The organism is Enterobacter sp. ZOR0014, assembly GCF_000798855.1.
Taxonomy (GTDB): domain Bacteria; phylum Pseudomonadota; class Gammaproteobacteria; order Enterobacterales; family Enterobacteriaceae; genus Enterobacter; species Enterobacter kobei.
This window is the reverse complement of the sequence record NZ_JTLF01000081.1, coordinates 1-26770: the sequence shown is the minus strand read 5'-3', so window position 1 is coordinate 26770 and position 26770 is coordinate 1. Positions and strand designations below refer to the sequence as shown.

Below are 26770 nucleotides of genomic sequence, written 5' to 3'. Positions count from 1 at the left end.
TACCTGCCGATCACCAAAGCCGCCTATGACCTGACCCGCGAGCAGGGCTTCTACAGCAAAAACCCGGGCGCGGATATCGCGACGCGTCAGATGCTGAACAAGCCGCCGTTGCCGTTCACCAAAGGTCTGCGTCTGGGCAACATGCCGCAGATCCGCACCATCGTGGATGAAGAGCTGGAAAGCGTGTGGACCGGGAAGAAAACGCCTCAACAGGCGCTGGATTCAGCGGTAGAACGCGGGAATCAGCTGCTGCGCCGTTTTGAGCAGTCCACCAAATCGTAATCTGTGATTCGCCCGGTGGCGCTACGCTTACCGGGCCTACGACGTGCCACATGTAGGCCGGGTAAGGCGTAGCCGCCACCCGGCATTGTTCAGGAACCCAATCTCAATGTCATCATCCCGTCCGGTGTTCCGCTCCCGCTGGCTGCCCTATCTTCTGGTCGCGCCGCAGCTGGTCATCACCGTTATCTTCTTTATCTGGCCTGCGGGCGAAGCGCTGTGGTACTCGGTACAAAGCGTCGACCCGTTCGGGCTGTCCAGCCAGTTTGTTGGCCTGGACAACTTCACCGCGCTGTTCCACGACAGCTACTATCTGGACTCCTTCTGGACGACGATGAAATTCAGCGCGCTGGTCACCGTCAGCGGTCTGGTCGCTTCGCTGTTCTTTGCCGCGCTGGTGGACTACGTGGTGCGCGGCAGCCGCCTGTATCAGACCCTGATGCTGCTGCCTTACGCCGTCGCGCCCGCCGTTGCGGCCGTGCTGTGGATCTTCCTGTTTAACCCGGGGCGCGGGCTGATTACCCATTTCCTGGCCGAATTGGGTTACGACTGGAACCACGCCCAGAACAGCGGTCAGGCGATGTTCCTGGTGGTGTTCGCCTCGGTGTGGAAGCAGATCAGCTATAACTTCCTGTTCTTCTTTGCCGCACTGCAGTCCATCCCGCGTTCGCTGGTGGAAGCGGCGGCGATTGACGGCGCAGGGCCGGTTCGCCGCTTCTTCAGATTATCGCTGCCGCTGATCGCCCCGGTGAGCTTCTTCCTGCTGGTGGTTAACCTTGTGTACGCCTTCTTCGACACTTTCCCGGTGATCGACGCGGCGACCGCGGGCGGCCCGGTGCAGGCGACCACGACGCTTATCTATAAGATCTACCGCGAAGGCTTTGCGGGGCTTGATCTCTCGGCCTCCGCCGCGCAGTCGGTGGTGCTGATGTTCCTCGTCATCATCCTCACGGTGGTGCAGTTCCGCTATGTTGAAAGTAAGGTGCGCTACCAATGATTGAGAACCGTCGCGGGCTGACGATTTTCAGCCATACCATGCTGATTTTAGGGATCATCGTCATCCTGTTTCCGCTGTACGTGGCGTTTGTCGCCGCCACGCTGGACACCAAAGCGGTGTTCGACACGCCGATGACGCTGATCCCAGGTTCGCATTTGTTTGAGAACATGAAGACCATCTGGACCCAGGGCGTGGGCGCGAACAGCGCGCCGTTCTGGCTGATGATGCTCAACAGCTTCATCATGGCGTTCGGCATCACCGTCGGCAAAATCACGGTGTCGATGCTCTCCGCCTTCGCCATCGTCTGGTTCCGTTTTCCGCTGCGCAACCTCTTCTTCTGGATGATCTTTATCACCCTGATGCTGCCGGTGGAAGTGCGTATCTTCCCGACGGTGGAAGTGATTGCCAACCTGAAGATGCTCGACAGCTATGCGGGCTTAACCCTGCCGCTGATGGCCTCGGCGACCGCCACCTTCCTGTTCCGCCAGTTCTTTATGACCCTGCCGGACGAGCTGATTGAAGCCGCGCGTATCGACGGCGCGTCACCTATGCGCTTCTTCCGCGATATCGTGCTGCCGCTGTCGAAAACCAACCTTGCGGCGCTGTTTGTGATCACCTTTATCTACGGCTGGAACCAGTACCTGTGGCCGCTGCTGATTATCCAGGACGTCAGCCTCGGCACCGCCGTCGCGGGCATCAAAGGCATGATTGCCACCGGCGAAGGCACCACCCTCTGGAACCAGGTGATGGCGGCGATGCTGCTCACCCTTATCCCACCCGTAGTCATTGTTTTAGCCATGCAGCGCGCGTTTGTCCGCGGCCTGGTCGATAGCGAGAAATAAGATGGCAGGTTTAAAACTTCAGGCAGTAACCAAAAGCTGGGACGGCAAAACCCAGGTCATTCAGCCGCTGACGCTCGACGTAGCGGACGGGGAATTTATCGTGATGGTTGGCCCGTCCGGCTGCGGCAAATCCACCCTGCTGCGCATGGTGGCGGGGCTGGAGCGCGTGACCTCGGGCGATATCTGGATTGACCGCCAGCGCGTCACCGAGATGGAACCGAAGGATCGCGGTATTGCGATGGTGTTTCAGAACTACGCCCTCTATCCGCACATGAGCGTGGAAGAGAACATGGCGTGGGGGCTGAAAATCCGCGGCATGGGCAAAGGCCATATCGACGAGCGCGTCAAAGAAGCGGCACGCATTCTGGAACTGGACGGCCTGCTCAAGCGCCGCCCGCGCGAGCTCTCCGGCGGCCAGCGCCAGCGCGTGGCGATGGGGCGCGCCATCGTGCGCGACCCGGCGGTATTCCTGTTCGATGAACCGCTCTCCAACCTGGATGCCAAGCTGCGCGTGCAGATGCGTCTTGAGCTGCAGCAGCTCCATCGCCGTCTGAAAACCACCTCCCTGTACGTGACCCACGATCAGGTCGAAGCTATGACCCTTGCCCAGCGCGTGATGGTGATGAACAAAGGCATCGCCGAGCAGATTGGTACGCCGGTGGATGTTTACGAGAAACCGGCCACCCGCTTTGTGGCGAGCTTTATCGGCAGCCCGGCAATGAATTTGCTGGAAGGGCGTATCAGCAATGCAGGCACGCACTTTGAGCTGGAAAGCGGGATGGCATTACCGATCAACTGGTACTATCGTGGCTACGCCGGGCGTAAGATGACGCTCGGGATCCGCCCCGAGCATATCGGTTTAACCTCTCAGGCGGACGGCGGCGTGCCGCTGGTGATGGACACGCTGGAGATGTTGGGGGCAGATAACCTGGCGCACGGGCGCTGGGGCGAGCAAAAAATGGTGGTGCGTCTGGCACATCAGGAGCGCCCGAAAGCAGGCAGCACGCTGTGGCTGCACCTGCCGGAAAATCATCTGCACCTCTTTGATGGTGAAACAGGACAACGAGTATGAGCAACTGGCCTTATCCCCACATCGTCGCCCACCGTGGCGGCGGTAAACTGGCGCCGGAAAATACCCTGGCGGCGATTGATGTTGGCGCGCGCTACGGTCACACGATGATCGAGTTTGACGCCAAGCTGTCGAAGGACGGCGAGATTTTCCTGCTGCATGACGACAACCTCGAACGCACCAGCAACGGCTGGGGCGTGGCGGGTGAACTGCCGTGGCGCGATCTGCTGAAAGTGGATGCCGGAAGCTGGTACAGCGGTGAATTCAAAGGCGAACCGCTGCCGCTGCTGGAGGAGGTGGCGGACCGCTGTCGTCAGCACGGCATGATGGCAAACATTGAAATCAAACCGACCACCGGCACCGGGACGCTGACGGGTAAAGTCATTGCGCTGGCCGCGCGTGAGCTATGGAAAGGGATGACGGCGCCGCTGCTCTCCTCGTTTGAAATTGACGCCCTGGAAGCGGCCCAGGCTGCCGTGCCTGAACTCCCGCGTGGGCTGCTGCTGGACGAGTGGCGTGAGGACTGGCGCGAGCTGACGACCCGCTTAGGCTGTGTCTCTATCCATCTCAATCACAGGCTGCTGGACGAGGCGCGGGTGAAGATGCTCAAAGACGCGGGTCTGCATATTCTGGTTTATACCGTGAATAAACCCCAGCGTGCAGCCGAACTGCTGCGCTGGGGCGTGGACAGCATCTGTACCGATGCCATAGACCTGATCGGCCCGAACTTTAGTTCTGCGGGTTAAGCATACTGCCATTCGACTGCGACGGCAGCATATGCTGCTGTCCGCTGCCTGACGACGTCATCCCACCTAACATCCCACCGTTTTTATTCGGCAGCGGCTGCTCACGCACCTGTCCCTGCTGTACGCGCTGGGTGTTGGCGTTCATCTGATTTTGCAGGCTCTGCTGCTGCATCTGGGTCTGCGTTTTCAACTGCTGGTTCAGCATCCCTTTTTGCTGTTGCTGCTGGCTCATCATCTCCGTCTGCATACGCTGCTGGCTCGGGATGACATAACCCTGCTGGTTCGGGTTGTTCATGGTGTTAAGTGGCTGTGCGAGCGCGGCAAACGGAATCAGCGCCGCAAGAATCAGTAAGCGTTTCATTGTCATTTCCTCCTGTTGAGGTCTCTCTTAAGTTTACCCTGATTTCACCATGACGATGATTTTTTAGGAGTTGTGAACCAGGCTTAAGCGGGGAATATGGATCCCTTCACCTGGAGAACAATAATGATGAAACCAACGTTTTTGCGCTGGGTCGCCATCGCCGCGCTGATGGCAGGCGGGACATTTAGCGTGGCGGCCAACTCGCCAGCGGCTCCGCCAGTATCGTATGGCGTGGAGGAAGATGTTTTTCATCCCGTGCGGGCAAACCACGGTATGGTGGCGTCCGTGGATGCGCTGGCAACCCATGTGGGCGTCGACATTCTCAAACAGGGCGGTAACGCGGTAGATGCGGCGGTCGCGGTGGGATATGCGCTGGCGGTAACGCACCCGCAGGCGGGGAATCTGGGCGGCGGCGGCTTTATGATGCTGCGCACCAAAGACGGCAAAACGACCGCCATCGACTTCCGCGAAATGGCGCCTGCTCAGGCGTCCCGCGATATGTTCCTCGACGACCAGGGGAACCCGGACAGTAAAAAATCCCTGACTTCCCATCTCGCAAGCGGCACGCCGGGCACCGTGGCGGGCTTCTCGCTGGCGCTGGAGAAATACGGCACCATGCCGCTGAACAAAGTGGTGCAGCCAGCCATTAAACTGGCCCGGGACGGCTTTGTAGTGAATGACGCTCTGGCGGACGATCTCAAAACCTACGGCAGTGAAGTGATTCCCAATCACGAAAATAGTAAAGCCATCTTCTGGAAAGACGGCGAGCCGTTGAAGAAGGGCGATAAGCTGGTGCAGAAGAACCTCGCCAAAAGCCTTGAGCTGATAGCTGAAAACGGTCCGGACGCGTTCTACAAAGGGGCGATTGCTGACCAGATTGCTGAAGAGATGAAGAAAAACGGCGGGCTCATCACCAAAGCGGACCTGGCCGAGTACAAGGCGGTAGAGCGTGAGCCAATTAGCGGAACCTATCGCGGCTACGAAGTCTTCTCGATGCCACCGCCGTCCTCCGGCGGGATCCACATCGTGCAGATCCTCAATATTCTTGAAAACTTCGATATGCATAAGTTCGGCTTCGGCAGCGCGGATGCGATGCAGGTAATGGCGGAGGCCGAAAAACGCGCCTACGCCGACCGCTCGGAATACCTCGGTGACCCGGACTTCGTGAAGGTGCCGTGGCAGGCGTTGACCAACAAGGCATATGCCAAATCCATTGCTGGTGAGATCGACATCAACAAGGCTAAACCGTCCAGCGAGATCCGCCCCGGCAAGCTGGCACCGTATGAAAGCAACCAGACCACCCACTTCTCGGTGGTGGATAAAGACGGTAACGCGGTGGCGGTGACCTATACGCTCAATACCACCTTTGGTACCGGGATTGTGGCGGGCAACAGCGGCATTCTGCTTAACAACGAGATGGATGATTTCTCTGCCAAGCCGGGCGTGCCGAACGTCTACGGTCTGGTCGGCGGCGATGCGAATGCGGTTGGGCCGAAGAAGCGACCGCTGTCATCCATGTCACCCACTATCGTGGTGAAAGACGGTAAAACCTGGCTGGTCACCGGCAGTCCTGGCGGAAGCCGGATTATCACTACGGTATTGCAGATGGTGGTCAACAGTATCGATTTTGGGATGAACGTCGCCGAAGCGACCAACGCGCCGCGTTTTCATCACCAGTGGCTGCCGGATGAACTGCGCGTTGAGAAGGGCTTTAGCCCGGACACCATCAAACTGCTGGAGCAACGTGGACAGAAGGTGGCGGTAAAAGAGGCGATGGGCAGCACCCAGAGCATTATGGTCGGGCCGGACGGCGCGCTGTTTGGGGCATCGGACCCGCGTTCGGTAGATGATTTGACGGCGGGGTACTGATTTTGTTGCCCGGTGGCGCTGCGCTTACCGGGCCTACTACGGCACGAATGTAGGCCGGGTAAGGCGAAGCCGCCACCCGGCAACAAATTACTTCATTCTCGCCATATAATACGCATCCACATACTCACCGTTGCGCAGGGCGTAGCGCTTGCCAGTACCTTCAATCTCGAATCCGTGTTTTTTGTACACGGCTATTGCCGGCTCGTTATCCACAAACACCGTTAATTCGATGCGGTCGACGCGCAGCCAGTTGTCGCACATGTCGATCATGGTGCGGATCAGCGAGCTGGCGACGCCGCGGTTGTGCCACTGTGCGCCTACGCAGATACCAAAATCGGCCACGTGGCTGCGGCGCGGGCGCTGGGCAACATCAATGGTGAGGTGCCCAACCACGATATCGTCAATACAGGCAACCAGTTGCTTAATACCGGGCTGGTCGCCTAGCCGCATCTGCCACATTTCCAGCGAAGGGTGAGGAACCTGTAGCGTGTTGTGGTACACCTCCGGCTGGGCGTGGATCTGACGAATGGCGTCATAATCTTTCGGTTCCGCGTGGCGTATCACAATCTTACTCATCCCTTGTTCCTCAGTCAGTTAAATGTCCCTCTCAACATCAATGACTTTAAAATTTGAGTCAACCGCTATTTTTTGCAAAAAGTATTGGACAAGTGCGAATGAGAATGATTATTATTGCTCTGCATTCAGGAAGACCCCTACGGGAACCTGAAAGCACGACATTGCTCACATTGCTTCCAGTATTACTTTAGCCAGCTTTTAGCTGGCTTTTTTTTTGTTATGGTTAGACTCAGTAACCTTCCAAAAGGACTGAGCCATGACACTACATTGCGCATTTATTGGATTTGGTAAAAGTACGACCCGCTATCACCTGCCGTATGTTCTCAACCGTAAAGACAGCTGGCACGTCGCGCACATCTTCCGCCGCCGCGCGAAGCCGGAAGAGCAACTCCCGCAGTACTCCCATATTCATTTCACCAGCGATCTCGATGAGGTGCTTAACGACCCGCAGGTCAAGCTGGTGGTTGTCTGCACCCACGCCGACAGCCATTTTGACTATGCGAAACGCGCGCTGGAAGCGGGCAAAAACGTGCTGGTGGAAAAACCGTTCACCCCAACCCTTGCCGAAGCGAAAGCGCTGTTCGCGCTGGCAAAAAGCAAAGGGCTAACCGTGACGCCGTACCAGAATCGTCGCTTTGACAGCTGTTTCCTGACGGCGAAAAAAGCGATTGAAAGCGGTAAGCTCGGTGACATTGTGGAAATCGAAAGTCACTTTGATTACTACCGTCCGGTAGCGGAAACCCAACCCGGGCTGCCTCAGGATGGCTCTTTCTACGGACTTGGCGTGCACACCATGGACCAGGTCATCTCCCTGTTTGGCCGGCCGGACCACGCTGCGTATGACATTCGCAGTCTGCGCAATAAAGCCAATCCGGACGATACCTTTGAAGCGCAGCTGTTCTACGGTGACCTGAAAGCCATCGTCAAAACCAGCCATTTGGTGAAAATCGACTATCCGAAATTTATCGTTCACGGCACCCGTGGCTCGTTCATCAAGTACGGTATCGACCAGCAGGAGACGAGTCTGAAGGCCAACATTATGCCGGGTGAACCGGGCTTTGCGGCGGATGATTCCGTGGGCGTACTGGAATATGTCAACGACGAAGGCGTAACGGTCAAAGAAGCGCTGAAGCCGGAAACCGGCGACTATGGTCGCGTCTACGATGCGCTGTTTGAAACGCTGACCCGCGGAGCACCCAATTACGTCAAGGAATCTGACGTTCTTACCAACCTCGAACTGCTCGAGCGGGCGTTCGAACAGGCTTCTCCTGCCACGATCACCCTCGCGAAATAAGCAAAAACGGCTCCTCTGCGCTTGTTCACAATTTTTGAACAGAGGAGTCAATTTTCACCCTCTATGATCCCAGGCCGTTTGCGTCCACACTTACTCCATCGAAACGAACTGAGGGTGAAAACAATGATCTATTTACGCAAAGCAAACGAACGTGGTCACGCGAATCATGGCTGGCTGGACTCATGGCATTCATTCTCGTTTGCCGACTACTACGACCCGAACTTCATGGGCTTCTCTGCACTGCGCGTCATTAACGACGACGTGATTGATGCAGGTCAGGGCTTCGGTACCCACCCGCACAAAGACATGGAAATCCTGACCTATGTGCTGGAAGGGGCGGTTGAGCACCAGGACAGCATGGGCAACAAAGAGCAGGTTCCGGCGGGCGAGTTCCAGATCATGAGCGCGGGTACCGGGGTGCGTCATTCCGAGTACAACCCGAGTAAAACGGAAAAACTGCACCTGTATCAAATCTGGATCATTCCAGAAGAGACCGGCATCACGCCGCGCTATGAGCAGCGCCGCTTCGACGCCAAACAGGGCAAACAGCTGGTGCTGTCCCCGGATGCGCGTGAAGGTTCCCTGAAAGTGCATCAGGACATGGAGCTGTACCGCTGGGCGCTGGCGAAAGATGAACAGTCTGTGCATCAGATTGCCGCTAACCGCCGCGTCTGGATCCAGGTAGTGAAAGGTGAGGTGTCCATCAACGGCACCAAAGCCACCACTGCCGATGGTCTGGCTATCTGGGATGAACAGGCACTCTCCGTGCACGCCGACAGCGAAAGTGAAATCCTGCTGTTTGACCTGCCGCCGGTCTAAATAATTTCTCAACCTTCCCTTTAAACGGGGAAGGTTGAGCTTTGTCCGTGATAAACTGAGCAAATCTCTCACTTCAAGATTTCTCAGGACGATGAAAAAGAAACGCCCCGTACTTCAGGATGTCGCCGATCGCGTCGGTGTGACCAAAATGACGGTCAGCCGCTTTTTACGTAACCCGGAACAGGTTTCCGTGGCGTTGCGTGGCAAGATTGCCGCAGCCCTTGATGAACTGGGTTATATCCCCAACCGCGCACCCGATATTCTTTCCAATGCGACCAGCCGTGCGGTGGGTGTCCTCCTGCCTTCCTTAACCAACCAGGTTTTCGCCGAGGTGCTTCGCGGCATTGAAAGCGTCACCGATGCGTTTGGTTACCAGACCATGCTCGCCCACTACGGGTACAAGCCGGAGCTGGAAGAAGAACGTCTTGAATCCATGCTTTCCTGGAACATCGACGGCCTGATTTTAACCGAACGTACGCACACCGCCCGCACGCTAAAAATGATTGAAGTGGCGGGTATTCCGGTGGTGGAGCTGATGGACAGCCAGTCGCCGTGCCTCGACATCGCCGTGGGTTTTGATAACTTCGAAGCGGCACGTCAGATGACGGCGGCCATCATCGCCCGGGGACATCGTCATATCGCCTATCTGGGCGCGCGTCTTGATGAACGTACTATCATCAAACAGAAGGGATACGAGCAGGCGATGCTCGACGCGAACTTAACCCCGTACAGCGTAATGGTTGAGCAGTCCTCTTCCTATACGTCGGGTATTGAGCTGATGCGTCAGGCGCGACGCGAGTATCCGCAACTGGACGGTATTTTCTGTACCAACGATGACCTTGCGGTCGGTGCAGCGTTCGAATGCCAGCGTCTGGGGCTGAAGATCCCGGAAGATATGGCGATTGCGGGTTTCCACGGCCATGACATCGGCCAGGTTATGGAGCCGCGTCTGGCGAGCGTGCTGACACCGCGTGAACGTATGGGCCGCATTGGCGCAGAACGCCTGCTGGCGCGCATTCGTGGCGAGACGGTTACGCCTAAGATGTTAGATTTAGGTTTCACCTTGTCACCGGGTGGATCTATTTGAGCTGACAAATTTGAACTAGCTCACACTTATTCACTTCGCGCACGTTTGGATATTGCTTCTCTTTTGCCCCGGCAGGACAATGTTACCGATAACTGTTACCCGTAACAATTGACTGAGGGACACCCTTTGAGCACGACTAATCATGATCACCACGTTTACGTCCTGATGGGCGTGTCCGGTAGCGGTAAATCTGCCGTGGCGAGCGAAGTGGCGCATCAACTCCAGGCTGCGTTTCTTGATGGTGACTTCCTCCATCCGCGCAGCAACATCATGAAAATGGCCTCCGGCGAGCCGCTGAACGACGACGATCGCAAACCGTGGCTGCAGGCGCTGAACGACGCCGCATTCGCCATGCAGCGTACCAACAAAGTTTCGCTGATCGTCTGCTCCGCGCTGAAAAAAACCTACCGCGATCTGCTGCGCGACGGCAACCCGAACCTCTCTTTCATCTACCTGAAAGGCGATTTCGAGGTGATTGAAAGCCGACTGAAGGCGCGTAAAGGTCACTTCTTCAAAACCCAGATGCTGGTGACGCAGTTCGACGCGCTCCAGGAGCCGGGTGAAGATGAGAAAGACGTCTTAGTGGTTGATATCGATCAGTCACTGGAGGGTGTTGTAGCCAGCACCATCGAGGTCATTAATAAAAGGCAGTAAGTTTTGAGTACATTAACGCTAGTTTTGACAGCAGTGGGTTCGGTATTGCTGCTGCTGTTTTTAGTGATGAAGGCGCGTATGCACGCCTTCGTTGCTTTGATGGTGGTTTCTATTGGTGCAGGTCTCTTTTCCGGTATGCCGCTCGACAAGATCGCTGCGACGATGGAAAAAGGGATGGGAGGCACGCTCGGCTTCCTGGCGATAGTGGTCGCGCTGGGCGCGATGTTTGGCAAGATTTTACATGAGACGGGCGCGGTCGATCAGATTGCCGTCAAGATGCTGAAATCCTTCGGCCACAGCCGCGCGCACTATGCGATTGGTCTGGCGGGTCTGATTTGCGCGCTGCCGCTGTTCTTCGAGGTGGCGGTTGTGCTGCTGATTAGTGTGGCATTCTCTATGGCGCGTCATACCGGTACCAACCTCGTGAAGCTGGTCATTCCGCTGTTTGCGGGCGTGGCGGCAGCGGCAGCGTTTCTGTTGCCTGGGCCCGCGCCGATGCTGCTGGCCTCCCAGATGCACGCTGACTTTGGCTGGATGATCCTGATTGGCCTGTGCGCCGCGATCCCGGGAATGATCATTGCCGGCCCGCTGTGGGGCAACTTCATTAGCCGTTACGTTGAGCTGCACATTCCGGATGACATCACCGAGCCGCATTTGGGCGAAGGCAAAATGCCGTCCTTTGGCTTCAGTCTGTCACTGATCCTGCTCCCGCTGGTCCTCGTGGGTCTGAAAACCATCGCAGCGCGTTTTGTGCCGGTGGGCTCTACCGCCTACGAATGGTTTGAGTTCATTGGTCACCCGTTTACGGCGATCCTGGTGGCATGTCTGGTGGCTATTTACGGCCTTGCGATGCGTCAGGGAATGCCGAAAGACCGCGTGATGGAGATCTGCGGTGCCGCGCTGCAGCCTGCGGGTATTATCCTGCTGGTGATTGGTGCCGGTGGCGTGTTCAAGCAGGTGCTGGTGGATTCTGGCGTGGGCCCGGCTCTGGGTGAAGCGCTGACCGGAATGGGCCTGCCGATTGCGGTAACCTGCTTCGTGCTGGCGGCGGCCGTGCGTATTATCCAGGGTTCCGCCACCGTGGCGTGTTTAACCGCCGTGGGTCTGGTAATGCCGGTGATTGAACAGCTGAACTACTCCGGTGCGCAGATGGCAGCGCTGTCTATCTGTATCGCGGGCGGTTCAATTGTGGTCTCTCACGTTAACGACGCTGGCTTCTGGCTGTTCGGTAAATTTACTGGCGCCACCGAAGCGCAAACCCTGAAAACCTGGACGCTGATGGAAACCATCCTCGGTACGACGGGTGCGATTGTCGGGATGATTGCCTTTACGTTGCTGAGCTGAATGCGGTGATTTAACCCGGCTCAAAAATAAGGCCCGGTAGCGTTAACGCTGACCGGGCCTTAATCTTTTCATCTTATGCAGAACATCAGGCCGGGAAAGATGAAACCACCACCCGGCTTTTTTACATCAGTCGCCCTGCGTCGCGCTCTCAATCGTCAAGCGCACATCTGACGTAATCAGCTCTGCCAGCATCTGGTAAACCTTCAGCGTCTCTTCTGGCTCGGCATCGCCCGTATCACTGATGAAGCCTTCATCACGCAGCGTCAGCACGAGGGAACTGAAGACCGCTTTGTCGAAGAATTCTGGTGCGTTAATGCCGTGCAGCACAGACAGGCGCTGTGCCAGCGTCCGGCTCTCTTTCTCCAGCGTACCGCGGTTGATCGACGGGTTCGCACTCAGCAGCCAGAACGTAATGGCGTAGCGCTGCAGCGTTTCGCGCGCGCCGGCCGCCAGCAGCTGCAGGGTTCGGGAGCGTGACGGATTGATATGCAGCTCATCGTTGGCAACGGTGATCAGCCCCTGACGACGAAGTTCTTCCGTCAGTTTATCCAGCTCAACGGCCAGCTCATCTTTGCTCCAGCGCAGGAACAGCTCCGCTTTCAGCATCGGGTAGAGCGTATCAACGTGACGCAATAGCTCCTGACGTGAAATGTGGCGATGCTGGGTAATGATGGCCGCCATCAGCGACGGCAGCATCAGCATATGCGCGATGTTGTTGCGATAGTACGTCATCAACACGGCCTGTTCGCGCGGCAGAATGATGATGTCGCCGATCGTGTCCTTCTCGACTTCAAACTTGTTCATCTGCAACGCGTGATCGATGAGCTCGCTGGCGGTAGCCGCAGGAACCGTTGAATCAACCGAGTAAGGCACGTTGCGCATCATGTCCAGGTAACAGTCCAGCTGCTCCGTGAGCTGTTCACGGGTCAGGGAGCGCTGACGAGAAGCCAGTAGCGCGGTACAGCACAGGTTCATGGCGTTAGCCGCCCCCGCGTTGTTAATACGCACCATCAGCTCGGATGCAATGCCGTTAACCGTTGGCGTCAGCCAGGCAGGACGAACCGCTTCGATAGGATCGATGGATTCGCGCCACTCCGGAACGTGATGATTCAGGTACGTCATCAGCGGCATTGGCTCGCCAAAGTTCACGTAGCCCTGACCCAGGTTGCGTAACTTGCTCAGGCCGCGCAACATCTGCGGCAGGCTCTCTTTCTCTTTGGTTGCGCCACGCAGTTCTTTGGCATACGTACCCACTTCCATGACGTGCTCATAACCAATGTAGATAGGCACCAGCGTGATCGGACGGGTTCCGCCGCGCAGCATCGCCTGAATGGTCATCGACAGCGTGCCGGTCTTCGGATCAAGCAGACGTCCGGTACGGGAGCGACCACCCTCCACGAAGTACTCCACGGAATAGCCGCGGCTGAACAGTTCGCCCAGATACTCGCGGAACACGGTGGAGTAGAGCTTATTGCCCTTGAAGGTACGACGGATAAAGAAGGCGCCCAGGCGGCGGAAGATCGGGCCCGCTGGCCAGAAATTAAGGTTAATACCGGCCGCGATGTGCGGTGGTACCAGCCCCTGGTGATAGAGCACGTAGGAGAGAAGCAGGTAGTCCATGTGGCTGCGGTGGCAGGGGACATAGACAATTTCATGGCCATCATGCGCCAGCTGGCGTACACGCTCGGCGTTATGAACGTTGATGCCCTGATACAGGCGGTTCCAGGTAAAGCCGAGAATACGATCGGAAAGGCGAATCATCTCGTAAGAGAAGTTCGCGGCAATCTCTTCCATCAGCGCAATGGCGTTCTGCTGGGCTTTCTCATGCGAAATCTTCTTGCTACGCGCTTCGTCTTCAACGGCGCGGGCGATCGCTTTGGAGGCCAACAGTTTGTTGAACAGGTCCTGACGCGCCGGGAGTCGTGGCCCGACGGCCGCGAGGCGCTGACGGGCGAAGTGCATACGTGCTACGCGCGCCAGCTTCTGCGCGATGATCTTGTCGGTACCGTGCTCATCTGCCATCCGGCGCAGTGAAACGGAAGGGGAGAAGCGCACAAAGCTGTCGCGTCCCAGCCAGGAGACCGCGAAGAACTTCTGGATGCCGTTAAGCATACGCAGCGGCGGATTCTCTTCGCCTTTTTCACGGCCCGGACGGCGGCCAAACATCACCGATACCGGCACCATCTGCACATCCAGATCGGGATTGCTGCGGTGCAGGTCGAGATAGTCGTGGAACAGCTTAATGGACTCTTCTTTTGGCGTGTAATAGGTAAATACACGCGGCCCGCCATGAATGAACACGTAGCGCGGCAACAACGTGCCGTCGACTTCCAGCGGTTCAAGCGGGTCAGGTAAGTCATGCGCCAGACATTGGGCGCGAAGGGTCAGTAAGTCTGCCTTCGAGTTATAAGGCAAAACGTACATAATAGGACGCGACGTATCGAGCCCCAATTCCAGCGCGGGTTCTGCTGGGATAGACTTGCTTTTTACCAGGATGCTTAATGGTAAATTAAGTAATTTGTAGTAAATTCGTGGCCAGCCGGACATAAACGATGTAAAGCCTCTGGTTAATAATGCAATTGCGGCGCAAGGATAACAGAAAGCGCGCAAAATTTCTGTTGTTACCCGTCATACTTCAGGCTGTAGCGAAACGCGCTACAGTTCCTGTTACTGACGCTTTTTTTCATAAAAGGTTCTTTTAATGGCCAATAATACCACTGGGTTAACGCGTATCATCAAAGCCGCCGGCTATTCATGGAAAGGTTTCCGTGCCGCGTGGATCAACGAAGCCGCCTTTCGCCAGGAAGGTGTCGCCGCTATCATCGCGGTCATCATCGCCTGTTTCCTTGATGTCGATGCTATTACCCGCGTACTTCTCATCGGTTCCGTGCTTCTGGTGATGATAGTGGAAATTCTCAATAGCGCTATTGAGGCCGTTGTTGACCGTATTGGCTCAGAGTTCCACGAGCTCTCCGGTCGCGCGAAAGACATGGGTTCTGCTGCTGTGCTGCTGGCGATTATCACTGCGGTTATTACCTGGGTCACGCTGCTTTGGTCACATTTCCGATGAGCCTCGAGGAATAATTAAGTCCCTGGTTTTTTGTGCAGTTTTTGGTTCCAAATTCACCTTTGACTGTATATACTCACAGCATAACTGTATATACACCCAGGGGGCGGAATGAAAGCATTAACGACCAGGCAGCAAGAGGTGTTTGATCTCATTCGGGATCATATCGGCCAGACGGGTATGCCACCCACGCGTGCGGAAATCGCTCAGCGTCTGGGCTTCCGTTCTCCGAATGCTGCCGAAGAACACCTGAAAGCGCTGGCACGTAAGGGCGTGATTGAAATTGTTTCAGGCGCGTCACGCGGTATCCGCCTGCTGGTGGAAGAAGAGACGGGCATTCCGCTGATAGGCCGTGTTGCTGCGGGTGAGCCGCTGCTGGCACAGCAGCATATCGAAGGCCACTATCAGGTTGATCCTGGTATGTTCAAGCCGAGCGCAGATTTTCTGCTGCGCGTAAGCGGCATGTCGATGAAAGATATCGGCATTCTCGACGGCGATCTGCTGGCGGTACACAAAACGCAGGATGTGCGGAACGGCCAGGTGGTGGTCGCGCGCATTGATGACGAAGTGACCGTTAAGCGTCTGAAAAAGCAGGGTAACACCGTTCAGTTGCTGCCCGAAAACAGCGAGTTCTCTCCTATTGTGGTCGATCTCCGCGAACAGAGCTTCTCTATCGAAGGTCTGGCGGTCGGTGTGATTCGCAACGGTGAATGGCTGTAATCTCTTCCTGACAGGCTACGGTTCCGCTGTAGCCTGCTTTATTGACCACTCCCGGTGTTTCTCATGTCACTGCTGACGGCATCCGATAAGGCATTGTGGCGTCTTGCACTGCCGATGATTTTCTCCAATATCACCGTGCCCTTGCTGGGTCTGGTCGACACGGCCGTTATTGGGCATCTCGATTCCCCTGTCTATCTTGGCGGCGTGGCGATTGGCGCGACGGCAACCAGCTTCCTCTTTATGCTGCTGCTCTTTTTGCGCATGAGCACCACCGGACTCACGGCACAGGCGTATGGTGCAAAAGATCCGTTACGTCTGGCGCGGGCGCTGGTGCAGCCGCTGATTCTTGCGTTGGGCGCGGGCGCGTTAATCGTTTTACTCCGTGATCCCCTGATTGACCTTGCGCTCCATATCGTTGGCGGCAGTGAGGCGGTACTGGAGCAGGCGCGACGTTTTCTCGAAATCCGCTGGCTCAGTGCGCCCGCTTCGCTGGCAAATCTGGTTCTGCTGGGTTGGTTACTGGGCGTTCAGTATGCTCGTGCGCCAGTGATTCTGCTGGTCGTGGGAAACCTGCTCAACATCGTGCTGGATCTCTGGCTGGTGATGGGCCTCCATATGAACGTGCGGGGCGCGGCACTGGCGACGGCGATTGCTGAATACGGGACCTTTGTGATGGGGCTGTGGATGGTCTGGCGCGTGCTGGCGATGCGCGGGATCTCCCTCGCGCTGCTGAAAACCGCATGGCGCGGCAATATCCGTAAGCTGCTGGCGCTTAACCGTGACATCATGCTGCGCTCGCTGCTTCTGCAACTCTGCTTCGGCGCGCTGACGGTCTTCGGTGCACGGCTGGGGCCTGAAATCGTCGCGGTCAACGCGGTATTGATGACGCTGCTGACGTTTACCGCCTATGCGCTGGACGGCTTTGCCTACGCGGTTGAAGCACATTCGGGGCAGGCGTATGGAGCGCGTGAAAGCGGGCAGCTTCATGATGTCTGGCGGGCAGCCTGCCGTCAGTCAGGACTGGTAGCGCTGGTGTTTGCCGTGGTCTATGCCTGCTTCGGCGAACAGATTGTTGCTTTACTGACCTCTCTCCCTGCGCTGCGCGAACTGGCGAGCCACTATCTCATCTGGCAAGTCATCTTACCGGTGGTGGGTGTCTGGTGTTATCTGCTGGACGGCATGTTTATTGGTGCGACGCGCGGGGCGGAAATGCGTAACAGTATGGCCGTTGCGGCGGCGGGATTTGGCCTGACGCTGCTGACGCTTCCCTGGCTGGGTAATCACGGTTTGTGGTTGGCGCTTGCGGTCTTTCTCTCTCTGCGTGGCCTGTCGCTGGCTTTTATATGGCGCCGCCACTGGCAAAACAATACCTGGTTTCCTTCGCGTCACGATATATCGTGATGGTTAAAGATTCCGAATATGAAATCAACCGCCGAATCCTTAACTACAATAATTATCACGTCCAGCAGAAAAGAACGTAACGGACGTTACGACCCGACGCTTAACTAAGAGGACACGATGATGAATAAAGACGAAATCGGCGGCAACTGGAAGCAGTTCAAAGGTAAAGCGAAAGAACAGTGGGGTAAGCTGACAGATGACGATATGACCGTCATTGAAGGTAAGCGCGATCAGCTTGTCGGTAAAATTCAGGAACGTTACGGCTACGCGAAAGATCAGGCGGAAAACGAAGTCAAAGACTGGGAAACCCGCAACGATTACCGCTGGTAACGCTGAATAACCTACTGGGGCGGCTTCAGGCCGCCTTTTCTTTTGCTGCTAACGCGGCTTTTTTTTCACCAGAATAGAGTGGTCATGCTCACACTCATCCTGATGTCGACACGCTTCCACCTCGACACACGCTGAACACAGCCCGTGTGCTTCAATCACATTATGACGCAGGGCAAACCCCATTCTTGCCGCCAGCGTATGCATAATGTCTTCCACGCCTTCCGCAGCTTCTTCTTTCACTACGCCACAACGGTCGCAGATAAACATGGCCGACGTGTGGGTGGGCTGATCGAAAAGATGGCACAGTACATAGCTGTTTGTGGATTCCACTTTATGAACAAATCCTTGTTCCAGCAGGAAATCCAGCGCGCGATACACTGTCGGCGGTTTAGCCTGCGGCTCGCTTTCGCGGAGCAGGTCGAGCAGGTCATAGGCGCTGATGGCACCCTGTTGCAGGCTCATCAGACGTAAGACTTCAAGGCGCTGCGGAGTCAGGCGCACATTGCGTTGCGCGCACAGCTTTTCGGCCTGTGCTAACAGCTCTTTTGTGGACTTATCCATTGAGCACCTCGGATGTTCTGGGACGTAAAACCCTCACTTTATCATGTTCTGGTAAAAACACCGATATCCGTCAGGCTGTGCTATACCTGACGCATCGCAAATCGGGAATATCATCATGAAAAAACCAGACTGTATTAAGCACTGGCGCGACATAGAAGGACCGGATGACGCCACCTACCCCGACAGTAATGAGCTCTTTTCTATCGGTGCACCGCTGGCCCGCAGCCTTGGCCTCCGACGTATCGGCATTCATCATGAGCGTTTATTGCCCGGGCGTCGGACATCCTATCCCCATGCAGAGAGTGACGAAGAAGAGTTTATCTACGTGCTTGAGGGCTATCCTGAAGCCTGGATTAATGGCTATTTGTGGAAACTTGAACCCGGCGACAGCGTGGGCTTTCCTGCCGGAACCGGCGTCTGCCATACCTTTATCAACAACACGGATGAAGAGGTTCGGTTACTGGTGGTGGGCGAGGCCAACAAGAAGCACAACCGCATCTACTATCCGCTCAATCCGGTCTATGCCGCCACGCGGGAGGATCGCTGGGTTGACCATCCTCCGCAGTTTTTTGGCCCGCATGATGGAAAACCTGTGAAAAAATAATTTCCTCTTCTATAAATATTGAAGGCCGTCACAAATTACAACAGGCCGTAAGGGAATTTCACTTAGGGAAAGAAATAGCGGGTCTTTTGCTTCTTATTCACAGCAATAGTTCGTTCCTGTTTGGGTGATAACAGACAGGGGTTATCTAATAACAAACTATTACGGGCATACTGTGAAAAAACATTTTAAATTTTCGGTGGTTAGCATTGCTGTTTCCCTGTTTATGGCAAATCAGGCGGGAGCAGCCAATACCTGGACAGAATCACGTAGCGACGCCATGGGCGGGACGGGCGTAGCCGCTGGCAGTTATGGCAGCGGAGCGTTAATCAACCCCGCGTTGCTGGCAAAGGCAAAACCGGACGATGATGTGACGGTTATATTGCCGTCCGTTGGGGTGCAGGTGACGGATGAAGACAATCTTCAGGATGAGATTGATACCATCAACGACAAAATCAATCACTATAAGGATGTGGTTGATAACCTTACGCCTATTGAGGTCATCACCAATCCGCTAGGTTCGATCAACCAGTTCCAGGGCGCGGCCAAAGATCTTGCCGATGAACTGGACTATCTCAAGGGTAAAACTGCACGTGCAACGGCAGGGGCAGGACTTGCCGTGAGTATCCCTAACGATGTGCTTTCCGTGGCCTTTATGGCCAAAGGTTATGCTCATGGTCGGGTTAGCTCATCTATCGACCAGCAAGATATTGATTATCTGCGCAGTATTCAACGAAGCGATGTGGTTGCTGCCGGCGTTGCCCTTGATGCAGCGCTGAATGGCACGGATCAGATTACCAAAAACCTCAACTCAACGGCGTCTGGTCGGGCGGCGATTGTGTCCGACTACGGTATTGCGGTTGCCCGACAGTTCAATCTCGGGGGCATTCCGGTTTCCGTTGGCGTCACGCCAAAACTGCAAAAAACCTGGATCTATAACTACACCACTTCCATCTACGATTACGACAGTAATAAGTGGAACGATAGCCGCTACCGTACAGACGATACGGGCTTTAACGTTGATGCTGGTATTGCCGCTGATTTTGGCGAAAACTGGACGGTCGGCCTGAGCGGGCAAAACCTGATGTCACGCGATATCGACAGCAAGGATATCCGCATCCGCAATGGGCGTACGGGAGAAGTGGTGAGCTATAAAGACACCTACCAGATCCGTCCGCTGGTCACCGCGGGCGCCGCCTGGCACAACGATCTTGTTACGCTGACCGCTGATGGCGATCTGACCGAAACCAAAGGTTTCAAGAGCGAAGATACGTCGCAGTATGTTGGGGTAGGTGCTGAAGTGACCCCGCTGAGCTGGCTGGCGGTACGCGCAGGTTATCGCGCTGACGTGAAGGGTAACGACAGCAACGTCTTTACCGGTGGTGTCGGCTTCGCGCCGTTCAACACCGTGCATGTTGACCTGATGGGCCTCTACGGTGAAAACGAAACCTGGGGCGCAGGGGCACAGCTAAGCATGACGTTCTAAAGTGCACCGGAGGCGCTGCGCCTCCGGCTTTTCTTTGTGCTATAGTAGCGCCCCTTTTCCACCAGATGCTTAAAACTTCGCCATGTTGTCAGAATACCAGACCGCTTTCCCAGCACACCGTTTCTCCATTGCGCCAATGCTCGACTGGACGGACAGACACTGCCGCTTCTTCCTGCGTCAGCTCTCCCGCCATACGCTGCTGTACACCGAAATGGTGACCTCCGGTGCAATCATTCACGGCAAGGGCGACTATCTGGCATACAGTGAAGAAGAGCATCCGGTTGCCTTGCAGCTGGGTGGCAGCGATCCGGCCGCGCTGGCGCAGTGTGCGAAGCTGGCGGAAGCGCGCGGCTATGACGAGATTAACCTCAACGTTGGCTGTCCTTCAGACCGTGTGCAAAACGGTATGTTCGGTGCGTGTCTGATGGGGAACGCGCAGCTGGTTGCCGACTGTATCAAGGCGATGCGTGATGTAGTCTCCATTCCCGTGACGGTCAAAACCCGTATCGGCATTGACGACCAGGACAGCTACGAATTCCTGTGCGATTTCATCAACACGGTGTCCGGCAAAGGCGAATGCGAGATGTTTATCATCCACGCCCGTAAAGCCTGGCTCTCCGGCCTGAGCCCGAAAGAGAACCGTGAGATCCCACCGCTGGACTATCCGCGCGTATATCAGCTTAAACGTGATTTCCCGCATCTGACGATGTCGATCAACGGCGGTATTAAGTCGCTTGAAGAAGCCAAAGCGCACCTCGAACATATGGACGGCGTTATGGTCGGACGCGAGGCGTATCAGAACCCGGGCATTCTGGCGACGGTCGACCGTGAAATCTTTGGCGTTGACGGCGCCGATACCGATCCGGTTGCCGTCGTGCGCGCCATGTATCCTTACATTGAGCGCGAGCTGAGCAACGGCACGTATCTCGGCCACATTACCCGCCATATGTTGGGCCTGTTCCAGGGCATACCGGGGGCGCGGCAGTGGCGTCGTTACCTCAGTGAGAACGCACATAAAGCCGGTGCGGATATCGAGGTGCTGGAACATGCGCTGCGACTGGTCGCAGATAAGCGATAATTTTCGCTAAAAGATCGTCAAATTCACCACACCCTGCATATCATTGCGGGGCGTTTTTCTTTAAGAACAATGGTTTAGTTTTGGCATGATTCTTGTAATACAGACTGCATTACTCGGGAATTCGTGGGAGAGCACCATGCTGGAACTACTTTTTGTCATTGGCTTTTTTGTCATGCTGTTAGCCACGGGCGTTTCGCTGCTCGGCATTCTCGCTGCGCTCGTCGTGGCGACGGTGGTAATGTTTATCGGCGGACTGTTTGCCCTGACCATCAAACTGCTGCCGTGGTTATTACTGGCCATTGCGGTGGTGTGGGCGATACGGGCGATTAAATCACCAAAACTGCCGACTTATCAGCGCAATAACCGCTTCCGTTACTAAGGTATTGAGGGGTTCGTCACATACTTGTAACTTTCCCGGCAGCATTACTTAGAACAGAATAGGATTTACTTATCGAATCTGTCACTATGGCTGCCGCTACAGAATTCATCGAGCTGTACCCTACATACAGCCGAACTAAAAAAAGAAAGGGCTTCCCACGGGAAGCCCAATTTCTTTTTGGGGCTCAGGGAATGAGTAAACTTGAACCCTGTGTCGCCCGGCTTTCCAGCACCTCATGCGCACGCTGCGCATCGGTCAGCGGATATTTCTGCGCATCCGCCACGTCCACCTTAATCACGCCGCTGGCGATCAGCGAGAACAGCTCGTTGCTGGCTTCCTCCAGTTCTTCCCGGTTGGTGATATAGCCCTGCAGGGAAGGGCGGGTCACGTAGAGCGAGCCTTTCTGATTCAGGATGCCAAGATTGACGCCAGTGACAGCGCCTGACGCATTCCCGAAGCTCACCATCAGCCCACGACGTTGCAGGCAGTCCAGCGACGCCTCCCAGGTGTCTTTGCCCACCGAGTCATACACCACGCGCACTTTTTTACCGCCAGTAATCTCTTTCAGGCGCTCGACGATGCTCTCTTCGCGATAGTTGATCACCTGCCACGCCCCCGCGTCCAGCGCACGCTGCGCTTTTTGGGCATTGCCCACGGTACCGATGAGTTTCGCGCCTAAGGCTTTCGCCCACTGGCAGGCAATCAGCCCCACGCCACCCGCTGCGGCATGAAAAAGAAACTGCTCGTCGGGTTTAATTTCATAGGTTTTGCGCAGCAGATAGTAAACCGTTAACCCCTTCAGGAACGAAGCGGCCGCCTGCTCGAAGGAGATAGCGCCAGGCAGCAGAGCGGCTTTATCCGCCGGAACGTTGTGGACGGAGCTGTAAGCGCCCAGCGCAGATTGCGCATACACCACGCGGTCGCCCTCTTTAATATGCTTAACCGCGCTGCCCACTTTAATGACGACACCGGCCGCCTCGGTGCCCAGACCACTCGGCATTGACGGAGGCGGGTAGAGACCGCCGCGAATATAGGTATCGATGTAGTTAATGCCGATAGCTTTGTTTTCAACCTGGATTTCGTTCTCGCCAGGCGCTGCGGGGGTAAACTCCACCGCTTTCAGTACGTCCGGACCGCCGTGTTTCTGGAACTCAATGCGCGTTGCCATGCTCCCTCCGTAAGAAAAATATGGTAATCTTTCGACCCACTCTTTATCTCGGTAACTCCATTCACTATGGCAGGAAACAAACCCTTCAACAAACAGACTGAACCCCGCGAGCGTGATTTCCAGGTCGCAGGGTTAAAAGTCCCGCCGCACTCGATTGAAGCGGAACAGTCGGTGTTGGGCGGTTTAATGCTGGATAACGAACGCTGGGACGACGTCGCTGAGCGCGTGGTGTCTGAGGATTTCTACACCCGTCCGCACCGTCATATCTTTACCGAAATGGCGCGCCTGCAGGAGTCGGGCAGCCCGATTGACCTGATTACGCTCGCGGAATCGCTTGAGCGTCAGGGTCAGCTGGACAGCGTCGGCGGGTTTGCCTACCTGGCAGAACTGTCAAAAAACACTCCAAGTGCGGCGAACATCAGCGCTTATGCCGATATCGTGCGGGAACGTGCCGTCGTCCGTGAGATGATATCGGTGGCGAACGAGATCGCCGAAGCCGGTTTTGATCCGCAGGGGCGCACCAGCGAAGACCTGCTCGACCTGGCGGAGTCCCGCGTCTTTAAAATCGCCGAAAGCCGTGCGAACAAAGACGAAGGGCCTAAAAACATTGCCGATGTGCTCGACGCGACCGTGGCGCGTATCGAGCAGTTGTTCCAGCAACCGCATGATGGTGTCACCGGGGTCAACACCGGTTATGACGACCTCAACAAAAAGACCGCTGGCCTGCAGCCGTCGGATCTGATTATCGTTGCGGCGCGTCCGTCGATGGGTAAAACGACATTTGCGATGAACCTCGTCGAAAACGCCGCAATGTTGCAGGATAAACCTGTACTCATCTTCAGTCTTGAGATGCCCTCCGAGCAGATTATGATGCGTTCTCTGGCATCGCTGTCGCGCGTGGACCAGACCCGTATCCGTACCGGCCAGCTCGATGATGAAGACTGGGCGCGTATCTCCGGCACGATGGGCATTCTGCTGGAAAAACGTAACATCTATATCGATGACTCCTCTGGCCTGACGCCGACGGAAGTGCGCTCCCGCGCGCGCCGTATCGCCCGCGAACACGGCGGCATCGGCCTCATCATGATCGACTACCTCCAGCTGATGCGCGTGCCGTCGCTCTCCGACAACCGTACGCTGGAAATTGCAGAGATTTCCCGCTCGCTCAAGGCGTTAGCCAAAGAGCTGCACGTGCCGGTGGTGGCGCTGTCGCAGCTGAACCGCTCCCTGGAACAACGTGCCGATAAACGCCCGGTCAACTCCGACCTGCGTGAATCCGGCTCCATCGAGCAGGATGCCGACTTAATCATGTTCATCTACCGTGATGAGGTTTATCACGAGAACAGCGACCTGAAAGGGATCGCCGAAATTATTATTGGTAAACAACGTAACGGCCCGATCGGGACGGTGCGTCTGACCTTTAACGGACAGTGGTCGCGTTTCGACAACTACGCCGGTCCTCAATATGATGATGAGTAATTTCTAAGGAATTCAAATGCAAGCGGCAACTGTAGTCATTAACCGCCGCGCTCTGCGACACAACCTGCAACGTTTGCGTGAACTGGCGCCCGCCAGCAAGCTCGTTGCAGTCGTGAAAGCGAACGCTTACGGACACGGTCTTCTTGAGACCGCGCGAACGCTCCCCGATGCCGACGCCTTTGGCGTCGCCCGTCTTGAAGAAGCTCTCCGCCTGCGTGCGGGGGGGATCACGCAACCCATTTTGCTGCTGGAAGGCTTTTTCGAAGCCACAGACTTGCCTACGATTGCTGACCAGCATCTGCACACGGCGGTACATAACGAAGAACAGCTGTCCGCGCTGGAAAACGCCGAGCTGAGTGAACCCGTTACCGTCTGGATGAAGCTCGACACGGGCATGCACCGTCTGGGCGTTCGCCCGGAAAATGCGGAGGCGTTTTATCAGCGTTTGTGCCGGTGCAAAAACGTGCGCCAGCCCGTGAACATCGTCAGCCATTTTGCGCGTGCCGATGAGCCTGAATGTGGGGCAACCGAGCAGCAGCTCGATATCTTTAACACCTTCTGCGAAGGCAAGCCGGGAATGCGCTCGATTGCGGCTTCCGGCGGGATCCTGCTGTGGCCGCAGTCGCACTTTGACTGGGCGCGCCCGGGCATTATTCTTTATGGCGTGTCGCCTCTGGAGAGCAAACCCTGGGGGCCGGACTTTGGCTTTAAGCCAGTGATGTCGCTGGTCTCGAATCTGATTGCCGTGCGTGAGCACAAAGCGGGCGAGCCGGTGGGCTATGGCGGCACCTGGATTAGCGAGCGCGACACGCGCCTTGGCGTGGTGGCGATGGGCTACGGAGATGGCTATCCGCGTGCTGCACCGACAGGTACACCGGTGCTGGTCAATGGTCGCGAGGTCAACATTGTCGGTCGCGTCGCGATGGACATGATTTGCGTGGACCTTGGACCCGACGCCCAGGATAAAGCAGGTGATGATGTGGTGATGTGGGGTGAGGGCCTGCCCGTTGAGCGCATTGCTGAAATCACGAAAGTGAGTGCTTACGAACTTATCACGCGCCTGACCTCCCGGGTGGCGATGAAATACCTTGACTGAACCGTCTGTGAAGTGAGGTTATTAACCTCACTTCAACTTTATTAACATCCTCTCGACCTTCTCCCACTTCCGGTTTATTGTTGAAACTCCTGCCTCATCGAATTCCGGAGAACCATCGCGTGTTTCAGAACGTTGACGCCTATGCCGGCGACCCTATTCTCTCCTTAATGGAGCGTTTCAAAGAAGATCCTCGCAGCGATAAAGTGAACCTCAGCATCGGTTTGTATTACAACGAAGAGGGTATTATTCCTCAGTTACAAGCCGTTGCCGAAGCCGAAGCGCGTCTGAATGCGGTCCCGCATGGAGCGTCGCTCTATCTGCCGATGGAAGGGCTCAATGCGTACCGCAATACCATTGCACCGCTGCTGTTTGGGGCCGATCATCCGGTACTTGCGCAAAAACGTGTGGCGACCATCCAGACGCTGGGTGGATCGGGCGCGCTGAAAGTCGGTGCTGATTTCCTGAAAAAATACTTCCCGGATTCCGGCGTGTGGGTCAGTGACCCGACGTGGGAAAACCACGTCGCAATTTTTGAGGGCGCAGGCTTTAATGTCGAGACTTATCCGTGGTTTGACAGCGAAACCAACGGCGTGCGCGTTGAAGCCCTGCTGGAAAAACTGAAAACGTTGCCGGCGCGCAGCATTGTGCTGCTGCATCCGTGCTGCCACAACCCAACGGGTGCGGACCTCACCAATGACCAGTGGGATGCCGTCATTGAGGTGCTCAAGGCTCGCAACCTGATTCCATTCCTCGACATCGCCTATCAGGGCTTTGGCGCCGGGATGGAAGACGATGCCTATGCTATCCGCGCCGTTGCGAGTGCCGGCCTGCCTGTGCTGGTGAGCAACTCTTTCTCGAAAATCTTCTCCCTGTATGGCGAACGCGTCGGCGGGCTGTCCGTGGTCTGCGAAGATGCCGAAGCTGCCAGCCGCGTGCTGGGCCAGCTTAAAGCTACGGTGCGCCGTATCTACTCCAGCCCCCCGAACTTTGGTGCGCAGGTTGTGGCGACGGTACTCGGTGACGAACAGCTGAAAGCTAGCTGGCTTGCCGAAGTGGAATCCATGCGTAAGCGCATTCTGTCGATGCGTCAGGAGCTGGTCAACGTGCTGAAAGAGGCGGTACCGGGGCATAACTTTGATTATCTGATCAGGCAGCGCGGGATGTTCAGCTACACCGGTTTGAGCGCCGCGCAGGTCGACCGTCTGCGCGACGAGTTCGGCGTGTACCTTATTGCCAGCGGCCGCATGTGCGTCGCGGGTCTCAATGCCAGCAACGTTCATCGCGTGGCACAGGCATTTGCTGCGGTAATGTAAGTACTCACTACGGTTTCTCCCTCTCCCTTTGGGGGAGGACATCAGGCCGCCGTGCAGTCTCATCGCCCGGTGGCGCTCCGCTTACCGGGCCTACGGGCTGGGTGTTCTCCCTCTCCCTGTGGGTGTACAGTCCGGGGACATAGTGAACACTTGT

At 56.2% G+C, this 26770-nt stretch carries 26 protein-coding genes and 1 pseudogene; 22 read left to right on the top strand and 5 right to left on the bottom strand.

The window, feature by feature from the left end:
* From L977_RS03570 to ugpQ, 5 genes and pseudogenes are all read left to right on the top strand, one after another.
* A pseudogene (locus L977_RS03570) lies at positions 1 to 282 on the top strand (sn-glycerol-3-phosphate ABC transporter substrate-binding protein UgpB); the annotation flags it as partial.
* A 106-nt stretch (positions 283 to 388) separates the two neighbouring features.
* Positions 389 to 1276 carry a sn-glycerol-3-phosphate ABC transporter permease UgpA gene (gene ugpA, locus L977_RS03565; RefSeq protein WP_023331792.1) on the top strand — a complete coding sequence of 296 codons (888 nt, stop codon included), beginning with the start codon at positions 389 to 391 and terminating at the stop codon, positions 1274 to 1276.
* On the top strand, positions 1273 to 2118 hold the full coding sequence (gene ugpE / locus L977_RS03560; protein ID WP_023331793.1) for a sn-glycerol-3-phosphate ABC transporter permease UgpE: 846 nt from the start codon (positions 1273 to 1275) through the stop codon (positions 2116 to 2118). Before ugpA ends, ugpE begins: the two co-directional genes overlap by 4 nt.
* 1 nt (position 2119) lies before the next feature.
* On the top strand, positions 2120 to 3190 hold the full coding sequence (locus L977_RS03555; RefSeq protein ID WP_014882127.1) for a sn-glycerol-3-phosphate import ATP-binding protein UgpC: 1071 nt from the start codon (positions 2120 to 2122) through the stop codon (positions 3188 to 3190).
* A complete protein-coding gene (gene ugpQ, locus L977_RS03550; RefSeq protein WP_047624771.1) occupies positions 3187 to 3933 on the top strand; it encodes a glycerophosphodiester phosphodiesterase in 747 nt (248 codons plus the stop codon). The genes L977_RS03555 and ugpQ overlap by 4 nt, the downstream gene beginning before the upstream one ends.
* Here the strand turns inward: ugpQ and L977_RS03545 are convergent.
* The gene (locus tag L977_RS03545; protein WP_023331795.1) at positions 3917 to 4294 is read right to left on the bottom strand and encodes a DUF2756 family protein; all 378 of its coding nucleotides are present in this window, start codon (positions 4292 to 4294) and stop codon (positions 3917 to 3919) included. The genes ugpQ and L977_RS03545 overlap by 17 nt on opposite strands.
* Positions 4295 to 4417: 123 nt before the next feature.
* On the opposite strand from L977_RS03545, the gene ggt reads away from it, so the two are divergent.
* A complete protein-coding gene (gene ggt, locus L977_RS03540; protein ID WP_197061791.1) occupies positions 4418 to 6163 on the top strand; it encodes a gamma-glutamyltransferase in 1746 nt (581 codons plus the stop codon).
* Between the two features lie 87 nt (positions 6164 to 6250).
* Here ggt and yhhY read toward each other — a convergent pair whose 3' ends face one another.
* Positions 6251 to 6739: an N-acetyltransferase gene (gene yhhY, locus L977_RS03535; RefSeq protein WP_047624769.1), complete on the bottom strand. Its 489-nt coding sequence runs from the start codon at positions 6737 to 6739 to the stop codon at positions 6251 to 6253.
* A 256-nt stretch (positions 6740 to 6995) separates the two neighbouring features.
* Between yhhY and L977_RS03530 the strand changes: the two genes are divergently transcribed.
* From L977_RS03530 to gntU, 5 genes are all read left to right on the top strand, one after another.
* On the top strand, positions 6996 to 8033 hold the full coding sequence (locus L977_RS03530) for an oxidoreductase (RefSeq protein ID WP_014882132.1): 1038 nt from the start codon (positions 6996 to 6998) through the stop codon (positions 8031 to 8033).
* Between the two features lie 123 nt (positions 8034 to 8156).
* On the top strand, positions 8157 to 8852 hold the full coding sequence (locus tag L977_RS03525; RefSeq protein WP_000639796.1) for a pirin family protein: 696 nt from the start codon (positions 8157 to 8159) through the stop codon (positions 8850 to 8852).
* Between the two features lie 91 nt (positions 8853 to 8943).
* Positions 8944 to 9939: a gluconate operon transcriptional repressor GntR gene (gene gntR, locus L977_RS03520; RefSeq protein WP_014882133.1), complete on the top strand. Its 996-nt coding sequence runs from the start codon at positions 8944 to 8946 to the stop codon at positions 9937 to 9939.
* Positions 9940 to 10065: 126 nt separating this feature from the next.
* A complete protein-coding gene (gntK, locus tag L977_RS03515) occupies positions 10066 to 10593 on the top strand; it encodes a gluconokinase (RefSeq protein WP_014882134.1) in 528 nt (175 codons plus the stop codon).
* Between the two features lie 3 nt (positions 10594 to 10596).
* The gene (gntU, locus tag L977_RS03510; RefSeq protein ID WP_014833577.1) at positions 10597 to 11937 is read left to right on the top strand and encodes a gluconate transporter; all 1341 of its coding nucleotides are present in this window, start codon (positions 10597 to 10599) and stop codon (positions 11935 to 11937) included.
* Between the two features lie 126 nt (positions 11938 to 12063).
* Here gntU and plsB read toward each other — a convergent pair whose 3' ends face one another.
* Positions 12064 to 14484 (bottom strand): glycerol-3-phosphate 1-O-acyltransferase PlsB, encoded by a 2421-nt coding sequence (gene plsB, locus L977_RS03505; RefSeq protein ID WP_047624764.1) that lies wholly within the window; start codon positions 14482 to 14484, stop codon positions 12064 to 12066.
* Positions 14485 to 14638: 154 nt separating this feature from the next.
* On the opposite strand from plsB, the gene L977_RS03500 reads away from it, so the two are divergent.
* The 4 genes from L977_RS03500 to L977_RS03485 all read left to right on the top strand — a co-directional run bounded on the left by L977_RS03500 (position 14639) and on the right by L977_RS03485 (position 17455).
* Complete coding sequence (locus tag L977_RS03500) at positions 14639 to 15007, top strand: diacylglycerol kinase (protein WP_014882136.1); 369 nt, start codon at positions 14639 to 14641, stop codon at positions 15005 to 15007.
* Between the two features lie 108 nt (positions 15008 to 15115).
* Complete coding sequence (lexA, locus tag L977_RS03495) at positions 15116 to 15724, top strand: transcriptional repressor LexA (RefSeq protein WP_014882137.1); 609 nt, start codon at positions 15116 to 15118, stop codon at positions 15722 to 15724.
* A gap of 63 nt (positions 15725 to 15787) precedes the next feature.
* Positions 15788 to 17125, top strand: coding sequence for an MATE family efflux transporter DinF (gene dinF / locus L977_RS03490; protein WP_014882138.1), 1338 nt, complete (start codon positions 15788 to 15790; stop codon positions 17123 to 17125).
* 120 nt (positions 17126 to 17245) lie between these two features.
* Entirely contained in the window at positions 17246 to 17455 is a 210-nt protein-coding gene (locus L977_RS03485; protein WP_014882139.1) for a CsbD family protein, read from the top strand.
* A 48-nt stretch (positions 17456 to 17503) separates the two neighbouring features.
* Here L977_RS03485 and zur read toward each other — a convergent pair whose 3' ends face one another.
* Positions 17504 to 18016, bottom strand: coding sequence for a zinc uptake transcriptional repressor Zur (zur, locus tag L977_RS03480; protein WP_047624761.1), 513 nt, complete (start codon positions 18014 to 18016; stop codon positions 17504 to 17506).
* A gap of 115 nt (positions 18017 to 18131) precedes the next feature.
* On the opposite strand from zur, the gene L977_RS03475 reads away from it, so the two are divergent.
* The 4 genes from L977_RS03475 (at position 18132) to pspG (ending at position 21560) form a co-directional block, all read left to right on the top strand.
* Positions 18132 to 18620 carry a cupin domain-containing protein gene (locus tag L977_RS03475; protein ID WP_014882141.1) on the top strand — a complete coding sequence of 163 codons (489 nt, stop codon included), beginning with the start codon at positions 18132 to 18134 and terminating at the stop codon, positions 18618 to 18620.
* 223 nt (positions 18621 to 18843) lie between these two features.
* Positions 18844 to 20103, top strand: a complete 1260-nt coding sequence (gene traF / locus L977_RS03470) for a conjugal transfer protein TraF (RefSeq protein WP_408939000.1) — start codon at positions 18844 to 18846, stop codon at positions 20101 to 20103.
* Between the two features lie 82 nt (positions 20104 to 20185).
* Positions 20186 to 21181 (top strand): tRNA dihydrouridine(20/20a) synthase DusA, encoded by a 996-nt coding sequence (dusA, locus tag L977_RS03465; protein WP_047624756.1) that lies wholly within the window; start codon positions 20186 to 20188, stop codon positions 21179 to 21181.
* 136 nt (positions 21182 to 21317) lie between these two features.
* On the top strand, positions 21318 to 21560 hold the full coding sequence (gene pspG / locus L977_RS03460; protein WP_014882144.1) for an envelope stress response protein PspG: 243 nt from the start codon (positions 21318 to 21320) through the stop codon (positions 21558 to 21560).
* A gap of 184 nt (positions 21561 to 21744) precedes the next feature.
* On the opposite strand, the gene L977_RS03455 is transcribed toward pspG, so the two are convergent.
* The gene (locus L977_RS03455) at positions 21745 to 22728 is read right to left on the bottom strand and encodes a quinone oxidoreductase (protein WP_014882145.1); all 984 of its coding nucleotides are present in this window, start codon (positions 22726 to 22728) and stop codon (positions 21745 to 21747) included.
* A gap of 66 nt (positions 22729 to 22794) precedes the next feature.
* On the opposite strand from L977_RS03455, the gene dnaB reads away from it, so the two are divergent.
* The 3 genes from dnaB (at position 22795) to tyrB (ending at position 26616) form a co-directional block, all read left to right on the top strand.
* Positions 22795 to 24207, top strand: coding sequence for a replicative DNA helicase (gene dnaB, locus L977_RS03450; protein ID WP_008503375.1), 1413 nt, complete (start codon positions 22795 to 22797; stop codon positions 24205 to 24207).
* A gap of 16 nt (positions 24208 to 24223) precedes the next feature.
* Positions 24224 to 25303, top strand: coding sequence for an alanine racemase (gene alr, locus L977_RS03445; RefSeq protein WP_014882146.1), 1080 nt, complete (start codon positions 24224 to 24226; stop codon positions 25301 to 25303).
* 119 nt (positions 25304 to 25422) lie between these two features.
* Complete coding sequence (gene tyrB / locus L977_RS03440; RefSeq protein ID WP_014882147.1) at positions 25423 to 26616, top strand: aromatic amino acid transaminase; 1194 nt, start codon at positions 25423 to 25425, stop codon at positions 26614 to 26616.
* The last annotated feature ends 154 nt before the right edge of the window (positions 26617 to 26770 follow it).